Origin of the sequence: Vibrio pomeroyi (assembly GCF_024347595.1) — a bacterium.
Classification (GTDB): Bacteria; Pseudomonadota; Gammaproteobacteria; order Enterobacterales; family Vibrionaceae; genus Vibrio; species Vibrio pomeroyi.
Genome location: NZ_AP025507.1, coordinates 1,568,469 through 1,592,397, shown reverse-complemented (window position 1 = coordinate 1,592,397; position 23,929 = coordinate 1,568,469). Strand labels below are relative to the sequence as shown.

At 46.1% G+C, this 23,929-nt stretch carries 17 protein-coding genes; 12 read left to right on the top strand and 5 right to left on the bottom strand.

Annotated elements, in window-relative coordinates:
• Positions 1–103: 103 nt before the first annotated feature.
• Entirely contained in the window at positions 104–1,666 is a 1,563-nt protein-coding gene (locus OCV12_RS22940) for an arylsulfatase (protein ID WP_261886284.1), read from the bottom strand.
• Between the two features lie 346 nt (positions 1,667–2,012).
• Here OCV12_RS22940 and OCV12_RS22935 point away from each other — a divergent pair, with 346 nt between their 5' ends.
• From OCV12_RS22935 to yegS, 10 genes are all read left to right on the top strand, one after another.
• Positions 2,013–3,560 (top strand): arylsulfatase, encoded by a 1,548-nt coding sequence (locus OCV12_RS22935; protein ID WP_261886283.1) that lies wholly within the window; start codon positions 2,013–2,015, stop codon positions 3,558–3,560.
• Between the two features lie 207 nt (positions 3,561–3,767).
• Positions 3,768–6,134 carry a tetratricopeptide repeat protein gene (locus tag OCV12_RS22930; protein WP_261886282.1) on the top strand — a complete coding sequence of 789 codons (2,367 nt, stop codon included), beginning with the start codon at positions 3,768–3,770 and terminating at the stop codon, positions 6,132–6,134.
• 95 nt (positions 6,135–6,229) lie between these two features.
• Positions 6,230–7,213, top strand: coding sequence for an AAA family ATPase (locus OCV12_RS22925; protein ID WP_019825004.1), 984 nt, complete (start codon positions 6,230–6,232; stop codon positions 7,211–7,213).
• A 12-nt stretch (positions 7,214–7,225) separates the two neighbouring features.
• Entirely contained in the window at positions 7,226–8,188 is a 963-nt protein-coding gene (locus OCV12_RS22920; protein ID WP_048660288.1) for a DUF58 domain-containing protein, read from the top strand.
• Positions 8,189–8,749 carry a DUF4381 domain-containing protein gene (locus tag OCV12_RS22915; RefSeq protein WP_261886281.1) on the top strand — a complete coding sequence of 187 codons (561 nt, stop codon included), beginning with the start codon at positions 8,189–8,191 and terminating at the stop codon, positions 8,747–8,749.
• Positions 8,742–9,821 carry a vWA domain-containing protein gene (locus tag OCV12_RS22910; protein WP_261886280.1) on the top strand — a complete coding sequence of 360 codons (1,080 nt, stop codon included), beginning with the start codon at positions 8,742–8,744 and terminating at the stop codon, positions 9,819–9,821. The genes OCV12_RS22915 and OCV12_RS22910 overlap by 8 nt, the downstream gene beginning before the upstream one ends.
• Positions 9,814–11,562, top strand: a complete 1,749-nt coding sequence (locus OCV12_RS22905; RefSeq protein WP_261886279.1) for a vWA domain-containing protein — start codon at positions 9,814–9,816, stop codon at positions 11,560–11,562. The genes OCV12_RS22910 and OCV12_RS22905 overlap by 8 nt, the downstream gene beginning before the upstream one ends.
• The gene (locus OCV12_RS22900) at positions 11,559–12,938 is read left to right on the top strand and encodes a BatD family protein (protein WP_261886278.1); all 1,380 of its coding nucleotides are present in this window, start codon (positions 11,559–11,561) and stop codon (positions 12,936–12,938) included. Before OCV12_RS22905 ends, OCV12_RS22900 begins: the two co-directional genes overlap by 4 nt.
• Positions 12,939–13,016: 78 nt before the next feature.
• Positions 13,017–13,922 carry a LysR family transcriptional regulator gene (locus OCV12_RS22895; RefSeq protein WP_261886277.1) on the top strand — a complete coding sequence of 302 codons (906 nt, stop codon included), beginning with the start codon at positions 13,017–13,019 and terminating at the stop codon, positions 13,920–13,922.
• A gap of 18 nt (positions 13,923–13,940) precedes the next feature.
• On the top strand, positions 13,941–14,846 hold the full coding sequence (gene yegS / locus OCV12_RS22890; protein WP_261886276.1) for a lipid kinase YegS: 906 nt from the start codon (positions 13,941–13,943) through the stop codon (positions 14,844–14,846).
• Positions 14,847–14,908: 62 nt separating this feature from the next.
• Here yegS and OCV12_RS22885 read toward each other — a convergent pair whose 3' ends face one another.
• On the bottom strand, positions 14,909–17,383 hold the full coding sequence (locus tag OCV12_RS22885; protein ID WP_123301921.1) for a putative bifunctional diguanylate cyclase/phosphodiesterase: 2,475 nt from the start codon (positions 17,381–17,383) through the stop codon (positions 14,909–14,911).
• A complete protein-coding gene (locus OCV12_RS22880) occupies positions 17,380–18,498 on the bottom strand; it encodes a substrate-binding domain-containing protein (protein WP_261886275.1) in 1,119 nt (372 codons plus the stop codon). The genes OCV12_RS22885 and OCV12_RS22880 overlap by 4 nt, the downstream gene beginning before the upstream one ends.
• A gap of 81 nt (positions 18,499–18,579) precedes the next feature.
• Here OCV12_RS22880 and OCV12_RS22875 point away from each other — a divergent pair, with 81 nt between their 5' ends.
• A complete protein-coding gene (locus tag OCV12_RS22875; RefSeq protein WP_261886274.1) occupies positions 18,580–19,674 on the top strand; it encodes a substrate-binding domain-containing protein in 1,095 nt (364 codons plus the stop codon).
• A 120-nt stretch (positions 19,675–19,794) separates the two neighbouring features.
• Here OCV12_RS22875 and OCV12_RS22870 read toward each other — a convergent pair whose 3' ends face one another.
• The gene (locus OCV12_RS22870) at positions 19,795–21,477 is read right to left on the bottom strand and encodes an alkaline phosphatase family protein (protein WP_261886273.1); all 1,683 of its coding nucleotides are present in this window, start codon (positions 21,475–21,477) and stop codon (positions 19,795–19,797) included.
• A gap of 138 nt (positions 21,478–21,615) precedes the next feature.
• On the bottom strand, positions 21,616–22,404 hold the full coding sequence (locus tag OCV12_RS22865; RefSeq protein WP_261886272.1) for a formylglycine-generating enzyme family protein: 789 nt from the start codon (positions 22,402–22,404) through the stop codon (positions 21,616–21,618).
• Positions 22,405–22,541: 137 nt separating this feature from the next.
• Between OCV12_RS22865 and OCV12_RS22860 the strand changes: the two genes are divergently transcribed.
• Positions 22,542–23,873 (top strand): anaerobic sulfatase maturase, encoded by a 1,332-nt coding sequence (locus OCV12_RS22860; RefSeq protein WP_048663474.1) that lies wholly within the window; start codon positions 22,542–22,544, stop codon positions 23,871–23,873.
• Positions 23,874–23,929: the final 56 nt, after the last annotated feature.

The following is a 23,929-nucleotide window of genomic DNA, read 5'->3' as shown; positions in this document are numbered from 1 at the left end:
GTGAATAGTTTAGCTGGAATAGATAGGTAGCAGATACAGAAAAGCCGCGGTCACTGTATTCAGTCACCACGGCTTCGGTATTACATGTTTAGTCTAGAGTCGCTTATTTAGCTTGCGCTGCTGCCGCTTCTAGTTGCTTAAGTTTACCTTGAAGCATGTAAACATTCTGGTTGAAGTTACCTGGGTTCAACACTTGACTTTGCTGCATTGGGTAGTCAGGTAGCGTGTTCATGAACTCTTGTACTTTGCCGCCTACTGGTACGAATAGCCACATGTTGTCTGCCATCCAACGTAGGTACATGCCAGATTCGTGTGGTGCTTTTTCGAATGGGTCAGCACGTAGGTGTACAACTTGAGGCCAGTTTGTTTGGAAACGAACCGCATCTGTGATGTTACCGTCCATTACAGCGAATGAAATCTTGAAGTCATTCCAACGTACTGCGTTTAGCTCAGCGTTAGCAGAGAAGTAAAGCATGCTGTCACGAGGACCTTTCTCTTCTTTACCTTCGAAGAAAGGTAGGAAGTTGTAACCATCTAGGTGTACACGCCAGTTTTTACCGTTGTAAGTTGCACCTTTATCAGAAGCTAGCTTCTCAACCACTTTATCATCACCAGCCGCTGCTAGTAGAGTCGGGATCCAGTCTTGGTGACTCATGATGTCGTTGATCTTAGTTCCCGGTTCGATAGTGCCAGGCCAGCGAACTAGCTGAGGAACACGCATACCACCTTCGTAAGTTGTACCTTTCTCACCGTGGAAGTAAGTTGCACCGCCATCAGGCCAAGATACTGTCTCTGCACCGTTATCGGTAGAGTAGATTACGATTGTGTTGTCTGCGATCTTAAGCTCATCAAGCTTGTCTAGAAGGATACCTACTTGGTCATCGTGCTCTAACATGCCGTCAGCGTAAATGCTGATACCCGATGCGCCTTGGTACTTCTCTTGTAGACGAGTCCAAACGTGCATACGTGTGGTGTTGTGCCAGATGAAGAATGGTTTGTCAGCTTTCACTGCTTTTTCCATGAATGCTAGAGATTCTTCTAGGAACTCCTCATCCGCGTGCTCCATACGCTTACGCGTCATAGGGCCTGTATCTTCAATCTTACCGTCAGCAGTAGACTTGATTACACCACGAGGGCCGAAGTTCTTACGGAACTCAGGGTCTTTAGGGTAGTAGTATGTCTCTGGCTCTTCTTCTGCATTCAGGTGGTATAGGTTACCGAAGAACTGGTCAAAGCCGTGGTTCGTTGGAAGGTGTTTGTCTTGGTCACCCATGTGGTTCTTACCGAACTGAGCAGTCATGTAGCCCTGTTCTTTAAGAAGGTCAGCGATAGTTGGAGCCCAATCTGGGATACCGTGATCAGAGCCTGGCATACCGATAGTTAGTAGACCTGTACGGAAAGGTTCTTGACCCGTTAGGAATGCAGCACGACCAGCAGTACACGATTGCTGACCGTAGTGGTCAGTAAATAGTGCGCCTTCGTTAGCAATACGGTCGATGTTAGGCGTTTCGTAACCCATCATACCGTTGTTGTATGCACTGATGTTGAATACACCAATGTCATCACCCCAGATAGCAAGAATGTTTGGTTTTTCTGCTGCTGTTGCCGCTGAAGAAGCTGCTAATAAGCCAACACCTAATGCTAGTTTATTAATTTTAGTACCCATAAGGACTCCGATTCACTTTAAAGATTAATGCGTTAGAGCAACACATCGTTGGGCAAACATTAATCTCTAAAATCGGTCGTGTCTTTTTATAGTGGTTATAACTAATTGTTATGGGGTTATTATAACCTTCTGATTTTTAGGGTTTTGGTCTATTTTGCTCGATTTACCCTCTAACGTCATGTGTGATCCTTATCATGTTTATATACGTATTTTCCATCGTCTAGTTGTGCGCGTCGCTGTGAAGAAAAATGACAAATAGATTAATAGTTTAGCGAATCTCGCGATCGTTCAAAAAATGGACTATACGTTGTAGGGCAGGATGCAAATAACTAACGAAGAGGTTTCTATGACAGCGAAATATGGCGTCAAACGTCGATTAGCGATTTTGGGTACTGCGATGATGGCGGCTTCAACCACCACATTCGCGGGAGAAAAACCGAATATTCTCGTCATTTGGGGTGACGACATTGGTCAATCTAATGTCAGTGCGTACACCTTTGGCTTAATGGGGTATCAAACTCCGAACATTGATAGCATCGCCAAAGAAGGCATGATGTTTACCGATTACTACGCAGAGCAATCTTGTACCGCAGGTCGCTCTACGTTCATTACAGGTCAAAGTGTACTGAGAACAGGCTTAAGTAAAGTAGGCTTGCCGGGTGCCGATATTGGCCTTCAAGCAGAAGATGCAACCATTGCTGAACTGCTTAAACCTATGGGTTACATGACAGGTCAGTTTGGTAAAAACCACCTTGGCGATAAAGATGAATTTCTTCCAACAGCGCACGGGTTTGACGAATTTTTTGGCAACCTTTATCACCTAAATGCTGAAGAAGAACCAGAAAATGAAGACTACCCAACCGACCCAGAGTTTCGTAAGAAATTTGGCCCACGTGGTGTTATCAAATCATTTGCTGACGGCAAGATTGAAGATACGGGCCCATTAACACGTAAGCGTATGGAAACGGTCGATGAAGAAACGCTCGATGCCGCACTTGATTTCATGGACCGCGCTGTGAAAGCCGACAAGCCATTCTTCGTTTGGTGGAACGCAACACGTATGCACTTCAGAACGCACGTCAAAGCGGACAGTAAAGGTGTGACAGGCGTTGGTAACTACGCTGATGGTATGGTTGAACATGATCGCCACGTTGGACAGCTACTGAAACAAGTCGACGAGTTGGGTATCAAAGACAACACGATTGTTTTCTACTCAACGGATAATGGCCCACACATGAACTCATGGCCTGATGCGGGTACAACACCGTTCCGTGGTGAGAAGAACACCAACTGGGAAGGCGCATACCGCGTACCAGCCATGGTTCGTTGGCCAGGTAAGATTGAACCGGGCAGCGTTTCTAACGAAATTATGCACCACATGGACTGGATGCCAACCTTCGTTGCAGCCGCTGGTGATGATCAAATCAAAGAGAAACTGCTGAAAGGTCATACTGCGGGTGACAAAACGTTTAAGGTTCACCTAGATGGTTATAACTTCCTTCCTTACCTAACCGGTGAAGAAGAGAAGGGGCGTCGTCATGAGGTCTTCTACTTTACCGATGATGGTGATTTAGCAGCGCTTCGTTACAACCAATGGAAAGCGGTGTTCATGGAGCAGCGTGCAACGGGTACCATGCAGATTTGGTCAGAACCGTTCGTGACGTTACGTCTTCCTAAGTTGTTTAACCTACGTATGGACCCATACGAAAACGCAGATATTACATCGAACACATACTACGACTGGTTGTTAGACCATGCTTATATGTTTGTTCCTGCTCAAGCGTATGTTGGCAAATTTTTAGAAACATTTGCTGAATACCCACCACGTCAAAAAGCAGCAAGCTTTAGCCTAGATCAGGTTATGGAAAAACTCCAAGAGAACCATAACAAGTAAGCTTTGGTTTATTGAAACTGATAGTTTTATGAAACTGCTAACATCAAAGAGCTCTTCGGAGCTCTTTTTTATGCGCATATCGATGAGTAAATACCAGTCGTGAATATGAGTCACAACAATCAAGCTCACTGCCACTAAATAATTGTAAATTCGTTGTTTTTACGTCTACCTTATTAAGCATAAGGATGTATAAAAACAAGGAATGTTATGTCTGCATGGTTGTGCTTGCTAGTGAACGGATTGAAACACCAGCGAGTTGCAGTATTATCCGCAATGTTGTCTTTACCTATGTTGTCGCTGCTCAGTTTCAATGCGCATGCCAATGAACAGGCTTTATCCGTTGGATCGGAAGCTTCGCATGCGAGCTCTCGAGCAACGTATGTCGGATCTGAAGCTTGTATCGACTGTCACAGCGCAGAAGTGGAAGCGTGGCAAGGTTCTCATCATGATATGGCGATGAAGCACGCCGACGATGAATCTGTGTTGGGCAACTTCGACGATCAAACTGTGACTCATAAAGGAAAGCCAAACCGTTTTTTTCGCAAGGGTGATGAGTTTTGGGTCAACATCGAAGGGCCAGACCGCCAGTTCAAAGATTACAAAATCAGCTATACCTTTGCCTTTGAACCTCTACAACAATACATGGTTGAGTTTGAAGACGGTCGCGTACAGTTGATTCCTTTCGCTTGGGATTCTCGTACTGAAGACGAAGGCGGTCAGCGTTGGTTTCACCTCTATCCTGATACCACCAACACGGATGAATTCTACTGGACCAACAGTGGTCAGAACTGGAACTTCATGTGTGCAGACTGCCACTCAACGAACCTAGAAAAGAACTACGACAGCGCAAACAATACTTATAACACCACTTGGTCCGAGATTAATGTCGGTTGTGAAGCCTGTCATGGCCCAGCGAGCGAGCATGTTGAGCAAGCCCAGCTGGCAAGATCGAGTGGTGGAAAGGAGGATTCAGTCTCGGCGCATTATGGTTTTGACCGCGACTTGTCGAAGTCAGTAAAAGAGTGGATCTATCAAGAGGGCAACTCAACCCTTCAACCAAAAGACATCATTCATACCAACCAAGTTCAAACCTGTGCTCAGTGCCACAGCCGACGTACTCAATTGAATGAAACGGGTGATCACGTTAACGGTTCATTCTTTGATAAATACCGCTTGAGCCTGATTACCCCTGAGCTTTACCACAACGATGGTCAAATCTACGATGAAGATTACGTTTACGGATCTTTCTTACAATCAGTGATGGCAGAGAAAGGCGTCACTTGTACTAACTGTCACGATCCTCATACTGCAGAATTGAAAATTGCCGAAGAAGCCGTGTGTAGCCAGTGTCACATTGCTTCTGAATACTCACCTGAAAAGCACACATTCCATGAAGCCAATACCGAAGCTTCACAATGTACCACCTGCCACATGCCAGAAACGACGTACATGGAGGTCGACCCAAGGCGTGACCACAGCTGGCATATCCCACGTCCTGATATCAGCCAACACATTAAAACACCAAACGTGTGTACTAGCTGTCATGAAGACCAAACTGATCAATGGGCAGATCAACAAATTGGCAAATGGTTCCCAGATTCTAAGTATCGCAACCAACAACACTTTGCCGTTGCCTTTTATGCGGATTCAATAGGACACAGAGGCGCAGAAGATGCATTGGCGTATTCAGCTCAGGATTCAAGCTTAAGCAATATCATTCGAGCTTCGAGCTTAGAACGTTTGGGGGGTAATACGGGCAAGAACACGCTTATCTCATTGGCAAGAGCGGTGAAACACGATGATGAAATGATCCGCTTGGGCGTTGTGCAAGGCTCGTCTGGCTTCCCATTCACTGATCGCTGGCAGATTCTAGAGCCACTATTGAAGGACCCTGTATTGTCAATTCGTTCAGAAACCGCAGGCGCGCTAGTACGTTACTGGGGAGAAATGAATCCGCTGCAGAAAGACCAAATCAAACCTGCATTAGAAGAGTACATAGAGATACAACAATTCAATGCTGACAGAGGGTTTGGCCGCACGAACTTAGGTAACGTTTACCGAGATTTAGGTCAGCACGACAAAGCGATTAAGTTTTATCAAGGTGCTATCGAAATTGAGCCTTACTTCGAAAACAGCTATGCCAACTTGGCTGATTTGTACCGTGCGCTTGGCGATGAGCCAAAAGCGTTAGCGATATTGAAAGAAGGCATTCAAGCGCAACCAAAATCAAGTGTGCTGCCATACAGTGCAGGGTTATCAATGTTGCGAGTTAAAGATTATAAACAGGCAACCAACTATCTAAAACAAGCTGCAGAAACCGCACAAACCGACCCGCAGTATTGGTATGTGTACGGTTTGGCTTTAGAGAAGTCGGATGTACTTGCGGCAAGTAAGTCATTGCACAAGGCTTACCAATTCAGCCGCAATCCACAACACCTGTATGCACAGTGTGAAATCTTAGCGCGTAATTACCAACAACCCGGTGTGCCGAAAGCGTTCGAGCAATGTGTTTCATCATTGAGCAAAGTGGCACCGCCGGAGGCGATTAACCAATTGAAAGCTATGCTGAAATAAAGCACCAGAATTGACGTGGCTATGGTGTTTATAACTAATAGTTATGGGGCTTGTGAGTAGGATGTACGCAGCCAGATTGAATTAAGGGAAGACCTATGAACCATGCGCAACAAGCAATAAACCAACTGATTGAACAGACAGAGAAAAGTGTTATCGGTCAGAGTCACGTCGTTAGGGCTCTGGTAATCGGATTATTGACCAATGGCCATGTGCTTCTAGAAGGGCTTCCCGGCACTGCGAAAACACGTTCGGTTAAGTCGCTAGCGAATTTATTGAACACAAGCTTTGGCCGAATTCAGTTTACGCCTGACTTATTGCCATCAGATGTGACGGGTACCGAGGTGTATCAAGAGCTGGATGGTAAGCCTCAACTGCATTTCCAACCGGGTCCTATTTTCAACAGCATTGTTTTAGCAGATGAGGTGAACCGTGCGCCGGCAAAGGTACAAGCGGCACTGCTTGAAGCGATGGCAGAGGGCACGATAACCGTAGGTGGTCAAACTCACATCCTACCTGACTTGTTCATGGTATTGGCGACTCAAAACCCAGTTGAACAAGAAGGTACGTATCCGCTACCTGAGGCACAGATGGACCGTTTCATCATGAAAGTGACGGTCGATTACCCAGAAGACGAAGCGGAACGCGACATCATTCGACTAGTGCGTAGCGAAGAGTTAGGCAGCGAAACAAGCTCAGAGCTAGTCACACCGCAACACATCGAACCTGAATTGGTGCTTGAAGCGCGTCGCCAGCTTCCTGAAATAGCGGTGTCTGATTTAGTCGAAAACTACATTGTTGCCTTGGTGATGGCGACACGTAAGCCAGAGCGTTACCCAGAATCAAACTTATCAAAGTGGATTGAGATTGGCTCAAGCCCACGTGCTTCAATCGCATTGGATAAATGTGCTCGCGCTTATGCGTGGTTACAAGGGCGTGACCATGTCACGTTAGATGATGTGCGTGCAATGCTACCTACCGTATTAGGTCATCGATTCTCACTCTCTTACGACGCATTGGCCGATGGTGTTGACCATCAAAGAGTGGTTGAAGAACTGCTTGATAATGTTGAGATCGGATAATTAGGGGGCGTCATGGCGAAGCCAACACAAGCTCCCAAATCGCAAGGCCTTGATCCTCGCTTATACTGCGATTATTCAAGGTTAGTGCGAATACAGGCTCAAGCTGAGTCGTTTTCCCTGCTGCCTCATCTAAAGGCGGGCAGTGTATTGTCGGGTCGACATAATTCTCTATTCCGTGGCCGTGGGTTGAACTTCGAGGAGTTGCGCCATTACCAACTGGGTGATGATATTCGCAATCTTGATTGGAAAGTCACCATGCGAACAGGTAAGCCTCATGTTCGCAGCTATACCGAAGAGAAAGACCGAAATGTGATGATCTGCGTCGATCAGCGCAGCTCGATGTTTTTTGCATCTCAAAACACCATGAAATCCGTTGTGGCTGCCGAAGTGGCGGCATTGTGCGGATGGCGAGTACTGAAAGATGGCGACCGTGTTGGCTTCGTTTTAGCCTCACATCAAAAACTCTTTCACACCAAAGCACAGCGCTCACAATCTGATTTACTCGCTCAACTTAAACACCTTACTAAAGCGAATCAAAGCTTAGGTGTGAGTGTGAGTGACAGCGAGGGTGTCGGGTTCAGTCAATGGATTGAACTGATCAAACGAATGAGGCTAAAACAGTCGACCTTAATCTTTATTAGCGATTGGCGTGACTGCCAAGAACAGCACCTTGATCGACTCAAGCAGCTACAGCAGCACAATGACATCCTTGCCATTATGGTGACCGATCCGTTAGAACAATCACTGCCTCATGATCTCGCTAGCGCGAATTGGGTGGTGGGTGATGGTCGTTTTCAGCTCAATCTCGATAGCCAATCTAAGGTTAACCTTGCGAGCGAGAGCCTTGCTCAAAAAGCGGCACTTCAAAAACAATCCCTTGCTAAATTAATGGCGATGAAAAACCTTCCTTATATCGAATTAGATACGTCTGGTGCTCATATTTCACAGCTTCAAAAGTTAGTAGGAGGGCGCTAAATGGCCGTTGAACATACGCCTCCTAGTACTTATATCCTTCGTGAACTGCGCGATGTAACGATTCCCGACAGCGTGAGTTGGTTTCCCCAAACGGTCGGTTGGAAGATCCTCGGCGTTGCCTTGTTATTGGTTGCGCTCTATCTGGCTTATCGCTTGGCGCTAAGATGGTGGAATAATCGTTATCGTAAAGAAGCACTTAAAGAGCTGATGGTATTGGATGCTCGAGACAAAAACTCAACCGAGCGAACCTTCAAGGTGCTCAAAGTAGTGCTTCGTTATCTAGATAGCGGCAATGCCAAGTTGTTCGGTCAAGCCTATGTAAACCGCTTGAACGCTTATCTTCCTGTTAACGTAGGCACGAGTACAAAGAGCAATGCTTTCTTTACCGACGAAGTATCGGGGCTGTGGATGCAAAGCTTAATTGACCCAAAGGTACGCCTGACCTTTGAACAGCGTTTAGAGGTGATTCAAACTGCGATGATGTGGCTAAAACTTCATAAACCCGATGTACAAACAAAACCGAATGTACAAGCGGTAACAGAGGGGCAAGATAATGTTTGATAGTTTATCTGCCAGCTTTGAGTTCGCACATCCATTGTGGTTTATCGCGTTACCGTTGCCTTTGTTGGTCTACTTAGCTGTACCTGCTTATCGCACCAAACAAATGGCCATTAAGGTGCCATTTTTCAGTGAGTTGGTAGAAGCGATTGGCGAGGCGCCATCCGAGGGGGCAAGCCAGTTAACACCAAGCTGGTGGCAACGCACCACATTGATTATTACTTGGGCATTAGTGGTTTGTGCGTTAGCTAAACCAACCATCTTAGGTGAGCCACAAGTTCGTGAACAATTAGGCCGCGATGTCATGGTGGTCGTCGATTTGTCTGGCTCAATGGCTGAACAAGATTTTACTTCTAAACAAGGGGACAAAATCTCGCGTTTAGACGCAACTAAAGAGGTGTTAGCTGACTTTGCTAAAACTCGAAAGGGCGACCGATTAGGTTTGATTCTGTTTGGTGATGCAGCATTTGTACAAACGCCATTCACCGCCGACCAAGATGTGTGGCTTGAACTACTTAATCAAACCGACGTGGCAATGGCAGGGCAAAGCACGCATTTAGGTGATGCCATTGGCCTAGCGATTAAGGTGTTTGAACAGAGTGAGAAGCAGAGTGCTGCGGTTCAAGATTCAAGCATTGATGCCAACGCAAAAGAGAAGGTCGTGATTGTGCTAACCGATGGCAATGACACTGGCAGCTTTGTTGAACCTATCGATGCGGCCAAAGTGGCTAAGGCGAAAGGCGTTCGTATTCACGTTATCGCCATGGGTGATCCACAAACTGTAGGCGAGGTGGCTTTGGATATGGAGACCATCAACCGTGTGGCTCAAGAGTCTGGTGGCGAATCTTTTGAAGCACTTAACCGCGATGAATTGACTAAAGCTTACGCTCAAATTGGTGAACTAGAACCTCAGTTGTATGAGAGTACGACTTATCGTCCTAAACAGGGATTACATCATTACTTGATGGCCATTGTTGTTGTGATGTATTTGACTGCGTTTAGCTTGGCGACAATCCGCCGACGCTCACTTTTGGCTTCTTCAATGAAAAATTTGAAAGGAGAGAACGATGCCTGATTCTCTCATGTTGCAACAGTTTTTTACCCAGTTTCACTTTATTCGACCATTGTGGTTGTTGGCCTTTGTTCCGATGTTCTTTTTGCTATGGATTCGCTGGAGAGAAGAGACCAAACCTACGTGGAAAGACATCCTGCCTGCCCATTTACGTGATGCATTAACCATTGGTGAAACCGGCTGGCGCAAGCAATTACCACTGAAGTTACTGATGGTTATAGTAACCATCGCCATCATTACCTGTTCAGGCCCCACATGGCAGCGTGAAGCTTCGCCTTTTGGTGAAGACAAAGCGTCGATGTTAGTGGTGCTTGATAACAGTGACTCCATGCTGGCTAAGGACTTACCACCAAGTCGTTTGGAACGTTCTAAGCAGAAAATTAGAGACTTACTTGCAGCGCGCAAAGGCGGCAACACAGGTTTGGTTGTGTATGCAGGCAGTGCCCACGTTGCGATGCCTGTTACTCAAGACAGCAAGGTATTTAAACCGTTTCTGGCAGCTATCACGCCCGACATCATGCCTGTATCCGGTAAGTCAGCGGAAGAGGCATTGCCACTCATCAATCAACAATTGTCCGGTGAGCTAGGTTCGTCAGTGTTGTTGGTATCAGATGGTGTTAATCCGAGTACCATCAGGGCGTTCGAAACCTTTTTTAACGACAATCCGTATCAGTTGCTCATTCTGGCGGCCGGAAATAGCAATGTGGTGAGTGACAGCCCTGTTGATCTCGATTCATTGCGTAGCTTAGCGAGCAAGACGGGTGGACGACTGATCGAAGTGACCGTTGATAATTCCGATATCCAACAACTCAACAAAGCGGTTGAAAGAAACATGCAACTTAACGGTGAGTCTTCAATGCCTTGGAAAGACATGGGATACGGTCTACTTATCCCAATGGCGATCATCATGCTGTTGTGGTTTAGAAAAGGGTGGTTGGTTCAATGGTGTGTGGTTGGCGTTTTGATTACAGGCAGTGTGTATTCTCCGCATACTTTGGCTAAAACGGTGAGCTTAACCGCCGATAAACCCGTAGTTGAAGAGTCCCTGACGGTTTGGGATAAAACAGCCCAATGGTGGTGGGATTTATGGCTAACGCCTGATCAGCAAGGACAACGCTTATTGAATCAAAAGGAATACCTTGAAGCAGCAAAGCACTTTAAGGATCCAATGAGAAAGGGCGCAGCTTATTACTATGCTCGTGATTTTAAGCTCGCTCACAGTGCGTTCTTGCAAACCAAAACTGACCTTGGTTTATACAATGCAGCGAGTGCGTTAGCTCGACAACGTGAATACCTTGCTGCGCGCGATTTACTGAAATCACTGAGTGAAAAGCCCGACTTGTCACCAGAACTGAAAGCCGACATAGAAAACAATTTAGCGGTGCTGAGTGGCATTGTTGAAGAGGTTAATCGCACCAGTGAAAGCCAAGCATCTTCTTCGGTATCTGATGGGCTTGAGGAGTCCATAGAATTAGCTGATGACCAGCCACGTACGGGGGACGGTGCAGAAGAACAAACGGTAGCCGAAGTTATGTTGAAAGAAACACTTAACGCCAATGAGATTTTGGGTAGCCAAGAACTTGCCGACAAGTGGTTGAAGCGCGTTGAAGCGGATCCTAAGTTCTTCTTGAAATCGAAATTTCAAATTCAGTTAAGAGATCCTGCGCCTTCGCTCGAACAGACATCGCAACAGGAGCAGTCGTCAAAACAAGAACAGTCGCCAAAACAGGAGCAAACACAATGAGTCGATATGATTTAGCTCTTGAAGCGGTTCAAGCAGAGGTTGGGCGCATAGAGTGTTTCAAACTAACCAAGACCTTGTTTGTGTCGCTAGTTCTGCTGTTTAGCGCTTCTTTTTCTACACTTGTTTCTGCGGCTGATATTTATGACCTGCAGAGGAGTGGTGATGTCGAACTGATTGCTTGGGTAGGTGAAAAACCGAAGTCTGGCGACAAGATTACGCCTGCAAAAGTAAGCGTTAATGAACAAGTGATTCTGACCATTGAGGTGGCGACACCACGCTGGCTAACCGGGGGCACTCGAATTGGCAGCATCGAAATCCCGAATGTCATTGCTAAGCAGCGCAATCAACTCGCGACGAACTACACAGAGCGAGTAGGTGGCACAACATGGTCACGCCAACGCTGGGAAGTGACGCTTTATCCGATGACATCGGGCGAATTCGTGATTCCTACTGTGCCTGTTCGTATTCAAGTGTCCGCTCCTGATGGTTCAAACGTTGGAGGCACGCTTTATACGCAACCCATTAAGTTTGAAGCTTCATTACCTTCAGGTTTGTTAAGTGATGAATCGCCTTGGTTTTCTGCAACCGATGTGGATGTAGAACAGCAATGGCAACGTTCGAATGAAAACTTGAAAGTGGGTGATGCGGTTACACGTACCGTGACGATCAAAGCCAAAGACAGCTTGTCTGTGTTACTGCCAGATGTGTTGTCCAATGAATCGACTCAGCAATACCAAGCTTACCCACAGCCTAATCGTTTAGACGATACACAAGAACGTGGTGATTACCGATCTAGCCGTTTGGAAGAAACGGTTTATGTGATTCAACAAGGTGGTGAATTTACCTTACCGGACTTCTCATTCCAGTGGTGGGACAGTAAGAATCAACGTCTTGAAAGTGTTGTCATAAAGGGTGAGGTGTTTGAAGCAAAACACACGCTCCAATCTTTCATGAAGGCTTACATGTCTGTCTTTATCAGCGTTGGCTTGGCATTAGTGTTGTGTGTTGCGTTTGTTGTTTCTGTGAAGCGTTATTACAAGAACCGATCAACACCGAGCTGGTTGGTATTCCGTCGTTTGCTTAAGCAAGGGAATTGGTCTGCATTGAGAACCTTTATCTATCGTGAGTTGCGAACTCAAACTACTCAGCTAGAACTGGGTAAAGCGCAACTGGGTAAATTGAATGGACAAAAACGTTGGGTGGAAGACAGCGAAGCACTTCAACAAGGGCGTGAAGATAAAAACGTATTCGCTCGTTTGTGGAGAGGGTTACGCAACCTGCCCGGTGACCAATCAAACTCAAGCTATTCTCGTTCAATTTTCGCCCGCTTGAAAATCCCTAAAGCCTTGCCAGACTTAAAAGATAGAACTAAGTAGCAAACTTTAGTTATTCGCATCGAACATAATCGGCAGGTTCTCTACTATGGGGAACCTGCTTCTTTAATATGGAACTGTATGAAAAGTACCGAACTCAATTTAATTCCTATATTTGTTGCTATCTATGAAGAGCAGAACTTATCAAGAGCTGCTAATCGTATGGATATAAGCCAACCGGCTGTGAGCAAAGCGCTTGCAAGGTTGAGAGATATCTATGACGAACCACTGTTTCACCGAACTACTTCAGGCGTAGAGCCAACCACATTCGCTATTGATATCTATCCTGCAATGGCCGCGGCACTTAAAAACTTTACGTCTACCTTATCCGCATCAAGAGACTTCGATCCTAAAACCTCAGGCCGTGTGTTTTCTGTTGCCTGCGTCTCGGCGGCGAGCTATGAAATGATGCCAAGAGTGATGCAGCTAATCAGCCAAGATGCACCCGGTATCGCACTGGAAGTTCACCCTCTTTTTACGGAAGATTATGAGTCTGATTTAAGGCTCCAAAGACACGATGTGATTGTCGACATGACGCCCAAAGGAAGAACCATGCTCAAGCATGAGGTGATTTCTACAGAGGAGCTGGTGGTGGTATGCCGTGAAGACCATCCTATCGTTGGCGATACTATCGACATGGAACAGTTCCTGTCACTTGAGCATGTGGTTGTTTCTCGTTGGCATGCACGTAAAAGCTTATTGAGCTCTGAACACTACAGTGACCTAGAGAAACGCAGAATAGTCTATCGTGCTGCGGGTGTTGTAGAGATGCTACCTGTTATTGAAGGTTCTGATTACATCGGCGTGTTACCGATTTCATCGGTGCGTTGTTTTGCTAAAAAGTACGCTGTAAAAACACTGCCGTTACCGTTCGAACTGGAAGACCTCGATATGTGTATGATCTGGCATCCGAGTCGTACTAACGAACCGAGCCACAAGTGGTTGCGCGCTAAGATCAAAGCGGCAGCAAAGGACACATCAAGTTAGCCCCAAAAGGACATAACAATGGACAGTATTCGCGCGATTTTAAATGGAAAGAAAGCCAATATCCCCGAGTTAAGACAAGCAGTCTTTGCGGCAAGGGATAGGGATATCGACCTGCAAGTGAGAGTCACTTGGGAATCGTCGGATATGTTTCGTTTAGTCAGTGAGGCGATATGCGATGGTGTGAAGCGATTGATTGTGGCTGGTGGCGATGGAACGGTAAATGAAGCCGTGAATGCGCTTAACCAGTTCCGTGCTAGCGAGAGGCCACAACTGGCGATTATTCCGATGGGAACAGCGAATGACTTTGCTACCGCGACTGGAATCCCTAGCGATATTGCTCATGCGTTTACGCTTGCTTTAGAAGGGAAGGCGTTCGCGGTCGATGGTGTTCGTGCCAATGATCGTTATTTCATGAACGTTGCTGCGGCGGGCTTTGGCGCAGAAGTGACGGCTGAAACGCCCGTTGAACTTAAAGACTTTCTTGGTGGCGGCGCATACACGCTAACAGGTGTGGTCAAAGCGCTAGGGTTTAAACCTTACAGCGGCACCTTGACCATAGACAAAGGCACCTTTACTGGAGAAATTCTGGTGGGGGCGTTTTGTAATGGCCGCCTCGCGGGTGGTGGGCAAGAGCTTGCGCCCAATGCGCTTATTGATGATGGCTTGATGGATCTGACTTTGGTGAAAGCCTTTGTAGCGTCTGATTTACCGAAAGTCATCGAAGAGCTCAAACATCCTGCTGACGACGGTAAATACATTGTTCACACTCAAGCACGTTGGTTAGAGATAGATTTCCCGCAATCATTGCCGATTAACTTAGACGGCGAACCTTATCGTTCAAACCAGATTCGCTTTGAGGTTATGCCTTCGAGCATCAGTTTGGTGCTGCCTGACGATAGCCCGTGTCTGGTAAAAAATCAGTAAACCGCTTTAGTCAGGTAAACGGAGTGATGAACCGATAGGGCCATTCACTCCGCTTAGATTCGTTAGGCTTCTTTTTGTGTTTGTTCTGAGTTGAGCAAGAAGTAAGACACCCAATCATCAGTCGGCAATGGCCTTGCGAAGAAATAGCCTTGCGCGTATTTACAGCCTATTTGGCGCAGAGTCTTTACGTGGTTCTGCGTTTCAAGCCCTTCAGCAATCACCGAGAAATTCAGTATTTGTGCAAGCTTCAATACAGCACATGTGATCTCGTAATCGACTTTGGATGAGTTAATGTCTTCAATAAAACTTCGGTCGAGTTTGACGCAATCTGCAGACAAATTCTTCAACACCGACAGTGAAGAATAACCGGTACCAAAGTCATCGATCGCAATCTTGTAACCTTTAGAATGAAGTACCTCTATGGTTCTTGAACAGGTTTCGAAATCTCGCATCATGTCTCTTTCTGTGATTTCAAGAAGCAGTTGATGTGGCTGACAATCCGTCTCATCCAGTATCACTTGCAGCTGTTCTGCGAGGTCAGTCATATAGAACATTCGTGCTGAGAAGTTGATAGAGAAAATCACACCTTGTAAGTCGATACCTGAGCGTTGCCATTCGGTGATCAGGTTCGCCACTTTCTTAAATACCCACTTATCGATGTCGATAATAAGGTCACTTTTCTCTGCGACTTCAAGAAAATCGATAGGTGGCAGTAACCCGAGTTTAGGGTGACGCCAACGAATAAGAGCCTCAGCACCGATGATGTCTTGAGAATCCAAGTCGACTTTGGGTTGGAAGAATACTTCCAATTCGTCATTTGCAATGGCTTGATGAAGCCCCATATTAGTTTCGATTAAGTCATTGACTTCATGGGTCATTTCATCAGCGTAGACTCTGTATTGATCTCTACCGTTACGCTTTGCGTGATACATGGCGGTGTCTGCGTTTCGGATTAAGGTTTCACGATCTAAACCGTGAGTAGGGTATTCACATACCCCAATACTTGCTGAAACGAAGATAGAGTTATCATCAATATAGTAAGGCTTTCTTAATGCTTGGTTTAAGCGATCTGCAATGGGTTCACCTTCTTCTAAACCAACGTTCGAATACACAACTAAGAACTCGTCGCCGCCCATTCTAGCCACAAAGCCCTTATCTCCGACGAGATTGCTCAGGATGTCAGATACGTTAACCAGTAAGTTGTCCCCAGGTGCGTGACCTAACGAATCGTTGATTGTTTTGAACTCATCAATATCGAGATAAAACAGCAAAAAGGGCGCATTGTTCTCGCTCGAAAGCTTAATTTCTTTATCTAACTGCTTGGTAGCTAACAATCGATTAGCCAAATTGGTTAACGGATCGTGGTGAGCAAGAAAGTCGAAGTTCTTCTTCTCTTCCGTGAGGTCGAGATAGGCCTCAGACAGCCTTGAAGCCATGTTGTTATAGGCTTTCTCTAAGTGAGACCACTCGTCACTTCTTCCCAAATTGATTGGGTTTTTGAGGCTACCGGATTCTAAACGGTCGAAGCCATGTCGCAGTGCATTGAGCGGTTGTCGAATGTGGTGTCTCACCACATGATTAACGAGCAGCATCGATAGCACAAAAGCCGAAAAGCTCATGATGATGGCGTTCAATCGAGATAAACCGATCTCTTCTTCAAGTTGGTCAGTTAGCTCTAAAGCTTGGTTCTGTACGCGTGATTCGGTGTTCTCCACCATCTCCAATAAATCGCTTTGCGCCTCTAACAGCGAAGCCATTACCAACCAACGTTGTTCCAGATTAGCGCGAATCCGTTTTAAAGCAGCGTTGTATCGTTTCACGGTGCGGTGGATACGTTTCTTCTCTGCGATAACCGCAGCTGTTCCAATATCAACGTTTTCTAGGTGAAGTAAGAATATATCGAGCTCTTTTTCTACCTCTATCAGCAACACTTTTTCTGTTTCTGGTGTGATACGGCTATGTATGTCACCAACCATTTTCCCAGAGGTGAGAAACGACTCTCGCAACATGTTGATGAGATCTAATTCATTGTTATAACGGATGAAGTTAGGCTGATCTAAGTGCCTAAGTTTGCTGTCTGCAATCGCAAATTCGAGCTGATCCAGTTGCTCGGCTAACGCCGCGTCGATTTGATTGGTCTGTTTTAAGATTCGGTTCAGTGCTAATGAACTACCTAAGAAGCGATGGAAGTTATCGATAAAGGCGTCGATTTTTTGTGAGAAGCCTTCGTTGGTCGATAAGTCTCTCAAGCGTTGGAGTTGAAAATCCACGTTGAACGCTTCTTCAGACAAGGTGGTTTCACTGAAAAGGAAGGTTTGCTCCAGTAACTTTACCCGAGAGGTTAATGTAAATACGCGACGGCTGATTTCAGAGTTGATAATCAAATCTGAAACGTGCGTTGAGGTTTCAGTTTTGAGTGTCGACTCAACATAATACAAAGACCGAATCACCATGATCACCGCAAGACTCACGATTAATAGTGAGAGCAGGTTTGACATGATGAGTCGCTGGGTGATGTTTATCTGACGTAATTTCATTGTGGCTTCCAAATTCTCAGATACGCTTCACGGTAGCCATTTTTAGGGTCGTAAATCCCTTTGTCTGACTGGCTGATGAGCTCTTCAACATTACCCGGCGTGACGAGGTGTACAGGGGCAGAGTAGCCGCTTGGAGGCATTTGATTGAAGGCTCGGTTGAGCTCGTCGACAATCTGCCAACCTTGTAAATATAAGGGTTCAGGAACGGTCGCCAGTTGGAATTGTCCGCTATAGATTCTTTTGTAGGCCGCTTTGCTGCCATCACCTGCAGAGATGTTCTGCGGGATCATTTTTAACTCTTCAAGGCTCGACTCCAAAGAGGGGATCGCATAGTCGATGTACAGGTCGTTGATGGCCAATATGTGAGTGATTTTATCGTCGTACTTGTTATCAAGGTCTTTCAATGTCGCGGGCATTTGCTCAGCAATTTTGTCTAGAGGTAGGTAGTTGAGCTCAAGGACATCGCAACTGCTGCAACGCTTGATGGTGTTAACCATAGCGTTGGCTTTGATCATCGCGATTTCATAGTTAGGGTCGGTAAACACCACGGTTTTGGCTTGACCCTTTGAGTTAACAATGGCGAGCAGGGCAGCGACTTCTGCCACATCAAGTGGGTCTGTGGTGATATTGGTGTATAAGCCAATCTCTGGGTTTCCGCCAACAAGCTCGGTCGCGTGCCAGCCGATGACAACAATCCCGAGATCTTCCGCTTGTTTCAAAATGGTCTTATGACGCACCGCATCAATGCCACCTAAAACAATGGCATCGGGTTCAAAGCCGATCGCTTTACGGATCGCGGCACCTTGGCGCACTTCAGAACCCAAGCCATCGATGAATCTAAGGTGCCAATTGATGTTGGAAATAGCTTCAGATATGCCTTTGCCAACGCCATAGACGCCACCATTACGTAAATCAGACGCGACGAAAATAACGTTCTTTTCATGACGCACAGCTGGGCCTAGTGTTGGACCATCCCATGTTCGTTGGTTGGAAACGGCACGCATCACTTTTTCTTCAGCGTAATGGAAGAAATTGTTCTCAGGATTACCCGCAAAACTCGGTGAGTTGCAAGTAGTAGCGAGCAACAAACTCGCAAAATGCACTGTCTTATTCATAAGGCTTATAAAACGCTTTAAATTATTATCGCTCTATATTTATAATATTGTTAATAAACATTCAAACATTTGGTAACAGTTATGCCGGGTCAAATTTATAAAAACGTATTGCCAGCCCTACTGACAGCTTGTTTTATCCTTCCTTTTGACGTAATCGCTGATGGGGTAAGGTCGGACGCAGATGTAAAGAAACTCGAAAAATTTCAAGAGACTGTGAGTGGCGATCCGGTTTCGTTAGCGCCAATGTCGGTAGAAAAACCGGTCAGAATTGCCCTAATTTACCCAAGTGCAGATATTTCTGACTTTTGGACAAGAAATTACACCGCATTGAAGGAAAGGTTGATCGCTTTAGAGTTGCCATTCGAGATCAGCGAGTTTACTTCAAGACAAATTGAGCACTCATTGCAGACTCAATACACGGATCAAGTGTTGAATGCTGACACACCTTATGACTTCGTGATTTTTGGCCCTTCAGAACTGGGAATACAAGCGGAGAACATTCAAAAACTATCGGCTTCGACAGAATTCAAAACCTTTATTTGGGCATTCCACACACCCAATGAACAATGGACACACCAACCAGACAGTTGGTTTGACTTCTCAAGCGCGATGGGCGCGGAGGTGTTGTGTGACCATGTGGTGCAAGAGTTAGGGAGTGAAGTCGAGTTCTCAGCCAATCGCGGGATCCCGGGGATTACGGACACTCAACGTTCACAAGGCTTCATTGATTGTGTGGAAGAGAAAGGTGACTGGTTAACGGTGTATGAGCACTTTGGGCAATATCAAAAAATCGGCGGTGCTGATGGGATTCGCTTGGTGCTGGGTAATTTCCCTGAGGTGACCATGGTTCATAATGCTAATACGGCGATGACCATGGGCGCGGTTGATGCGTTAAACCAAGCCGACATGTTGTCAGAAATCTATGTTACGGGCTGGGGTGGCACAGCGATAGAGATCGAGAAGATTCGCTCTGACGAGTTAGATGCCACACCAATGCGCATGAGTGACGACCTTGGTGTAGCGACGGCTGAAGCGATTAAGTTTCACTTAGAAGAGAGAGAAGCGGAAGTCCCGTTGGTTTATTTAGGGCGTATTACCGTAGTGCACAATAAGATGAATGACGACCAGTTGAATCAACTCACCAGAGAAGCGTTTCGTTACTCCGGCAAGAATTAAGCACGATTCAATCCATCCTGCATGAAAAAAGAGCCGCTTATTCGTATGGAACGGAATAAGCGGCTCTTTCATGTTAGAGATTCTGCGAGCATGTTTGACTCATAACCTGAGTAGTCGTGCTTAGTCAGTAATCTCTTCCAGTACTTGCCCAATCGAACCGCTTGGTTGAGTGATGCCCAGTTTGTTCGAAAGCGTCGGTGCAATATCGTATGGTGTGATTGGACGTGAAACCTTCTTAGCATCCACATCGTATCCTGCGAAAATCACTGGCACATGCGTGTCGTACTTCCAAGGAGAACCATGAGTCGAGGCAATTTGCAGGCCTTCCATATCGTTAATGTAGCTACGCGGATCGAATACCACATACACATCGCCAGAACGAGCGGGATGGTAGTTGTTTTTGATGAGCTGCATCACGTGAGTATCGGGAACTCGATTCGCCGCAATATCACTGCTTGATACCGCAAACGCAACGCCTTTCACTTTCGCGATCTCATCGGCAATGGCTTCTTGTACCTTAGCCAAGTCCAACTTCTTCTCGGCGATTAAGTCGTGATTCAGATAGATATAAGGCTGAGCATACAAACGAATTGCGTCTTTGGTTAAGCCAAAATCATCTTTCAATCGTTTCTCTACACCACTCGATAGTAGTGCATCTTTGTCGAAGTACTGAGCTTGACTGAAACCTAGCGCATTTGCCGCAGGTGAAGATTCAGGAACACCGTGATCGGCAGACAAGACGATTAACGTGTTCTCTAGCCCAACTTGGTTGTCGACGGTTTTAAAAAGCTTGGCAAGCGTCTTATCCAGACGGATTAAGTTGTCTTCGGTCTCTAAGCTTTCAGGGCCGTACAGGTGAATCACGTAGTCATTCGAAGAGAAGCTAACCGATAGGTAATCCGTCGCATCACCTTGTCCAAGCTTCTCTTGCATTAGGAGTGTGCTTGCAAAGTTCTCGGTGATCTCATCACCAGCAGGGCTTACGGTTAATGTCGTGCTGTAGTATTTATAGCTCGCAGGGCCGTAAGGGTGAGGGAAGGTGCGTTGGAAATCACCGAGCTTAACCTTGTGATCCATGTTGTGCTCTTGCAGGGTGTACTGGTCACGCGGTAACGACAGTTCCCATCTCTGTTTTGAGTATTGAGCTGCAATTGCTTTTTCATTCCAACGAGATACCCAAGCTGGGTATTCGTCGTAGTAATAGTTACTAGTGACAAACTCAGACTGCGCTTTCGAGAACCAAAACGCTTTGCCACTGTGCCCTGCAAGCGAAATCGCGCCACGGTCTTTTACCGATACACCAAATACTTTTGATTTTCCGCTGTTGGAAATCATCAGTTCGTCGCCAAAGGTGGTGGCGAGTATTGGCTCTGGAGAGCGACCGTCACCTTGCGCTGTCTTCTGTGTTGGATCGATCTCGGTAGCTTTGTCGACACCCGCGCCAGAAGTCAGCATGGCGTAATTACCGTCTTCTACGTTATACACCAAACGTTCTTCGCTACGGTCATACCAAACATTACCTACCATGCCGTGTACGCTCGGTGGAGCGCCTGTTGCAAGGGACACATGTCCTACAATGGTTTCTGTGTTGCCGTGTTGGTAGTTGGCGTTGGTGTAGTAAGTGCCGTCATCCATTAAGTAGCGAAAACCACCTTCACCGAAGTTATGCTTATATCGTTCGATTAAATCTGCGCGTAGGCCATCAACCGTAATTTGAAGGACAAGGTCTGGCTTTTCTGCAGCCGATGCAGGAAGAGCACAGAGTAACGCGAGTGTAAGTCCTGAAAGCTTGGTGTATTGCATAGGGTGTCCTTATTCAGTGTGGCCGCAGAATTCTAATGTTTAGTCAGTGAGCTAACGTTTGGATAGCGCAACTCATGTTCATAGTATTGGTAATCGATAGCCAGTGAGTGGTGCAAGTTCGTTAGTTCGCGCTTCCCACTAATCAGCATCTTTAACTAGGCGCAGCCCCATATCTGACATGGTGATTGACTGACTAGCGAAATCACGACGGTAACTTTCAGATTCATTTTCGTCATAAGCAAAGCTGCCACCGCGCACCGATTTATGTGATAAACCTACGTCACTGTGCTTTGCATTGTTTGGGTTGTCTGTTGGACCGAATCTGTAGAAGGTGTCATCGAAAGCATCAATGACAAATTCACCAACGTTTCCTGTCATGTCGTATAAGCCTAGTTCATTTGGCTTTTTTAACCCGACAGGATGCGCGCTATTTTTCGAATTTGCTGAGTACCACGCAACATCATCTAAGTTGTTGGAACCACTGTAAGTATAGCCTTTGCTTTTGTTACCACCTTTGGCTGCAAATTCCCATTCCGCTTCAGTCGGTAGGCGGTATTCTTCGCCCGTTAGTTCATTCAACTGCTCAACGAAATAGTTCGCTTGTTGCCAGCTTAGGTTATTGACTGGAACTTGCGGGTTTGGGAAATAACTGAGAGATGAGCCCATTACTGATTCGAACAATTCTTGAGTCACCTCAAACTTCGCGATGTAGAAACTATCTACAGTTACATCACGGGCTGGTCGTTCTGCTTTGGTCGCTTCTGGGCTGTTTGAACCCATGGTGAATGTTCCGCCTTTAACCAACACCATCTCTTGGTCAATTTTTTGAGCGATAGGGTGTGTAGGCACGCTTGCACAGCCGCTTAGGAAAATAGTCATGGTGACGCCGCTAACTGCTGCTAAATGTTTGTAATTGATAAATTTCATCACGTGCCTCAAATGTTCGAAATAGGGCGTAATTCTAACGTTTCTGGTCATTCCTATTGGTTATAAAGGGTATAACATGCCACTGACTTAATTCGGAATTATGATGGGAACAAGACACTAAGATAGGTAGGTAAATCATGCACATTACTCAAGGTCCACAATATAACGGTAAAGCGTCTAAGCGCCTGCATGTTATGGCTAAGCCGATTGGCGCAGCGTGCAACATTGACTGTAAATATTGTTATTACCTAAGTAAGCAAGATTTGTTGGAGTACAAGAAAGGCAGCTCTCCAAGAATGGATGATGAGACGCTAGAGACTTACATCCGACAATACATCGAAGGTCAAAACACGCCAGAAATCATCTTCTCATGGCAGGGCGGTGAGCCGACCATGTTAGGTTTGGCTTATTTTGAACGTGTGGTTGAGCTACAGAAAAAGTATCAGCCTGAAGGTGTGTTAATTTCGAATGACCTACAAACTAATGGCACATTATTGAATGACGATTGGGGTCGATTCTTAGCTAAGAACAACTTCCTGATCGGTTTGAGTATTGATGGCCCTGAAATGCTGCACAACGCTTACCGTACCAACCGCGCGGGTCGTGGCACATTCAAACAAGTGATGGCTGCTGTCGAGCTGCTACACAAACACCAAGTCAAATTCGCCACGCTTACCTGTGTGAATAACCTGACCAGTCAAAACGCACTCGAAGTGTATCGTTTCCTGCGTGATGTGGTGAAGTCCCCACAAATGCAATTTATTCCTATCGTAGAACAAAAAACCTTTAGAACCGTTGCGCCGCAAACGTCTCAAGTGAGTGAGCAACTCAAGCAAGGTGACAAGCGTCTGATTCCGGGCCACAAAGATTCAATCATGGAATCATGGTGTGTATCGGACTTAGCGTGGGGCAACTTCCTGATTGCTGTGTTTGATGAGTGGGCCAAGCATGATATCGGTAAAGTGTTTGTTCAATATTTCGAAGCGAGCTTAGAAACGTGGATTGGTCGTCCGAACCCGCTTTGCACCCTGAATGAGATCTGTGGTAAAGGCTTAGCGATGGAGCCAAACGGTGATGTGTTCTCTTGTGACCACTACGTTTACCCTGAATATAAAATTGGCAACATCCACCACGAGAAGCTTGACGACTTAGCATACAGTGCACCGCAACAGAAATTTGGTTTCGCTAAATCACGTACGCTGACGAGCCAATGTCAGCAATGTGATTACAAGTTTGCTTGTCATGGAGAGTGTCCAAAAAATCGCTTTATCAAAACTCGTGCGGGTGAGCCGGGCTTGAACTATTTATGCGCGGGCTGGCACAAGTTCTTCTCTCATGTTGATAAATCGATGGCGTATATCGCGCGTGCGATGAGACACCCTGTTGCTCATGGTAAGTACAGCGATTCTGTGATGATGGCGCGTCGAGCAGAACTGGCAAAACAAACGACGTTTGAGACTAAGTTTTAACTCAGTGTCTAGGTCTATCGATCCTAACGAAATTTAACCAGATATGAGTCTAGGGA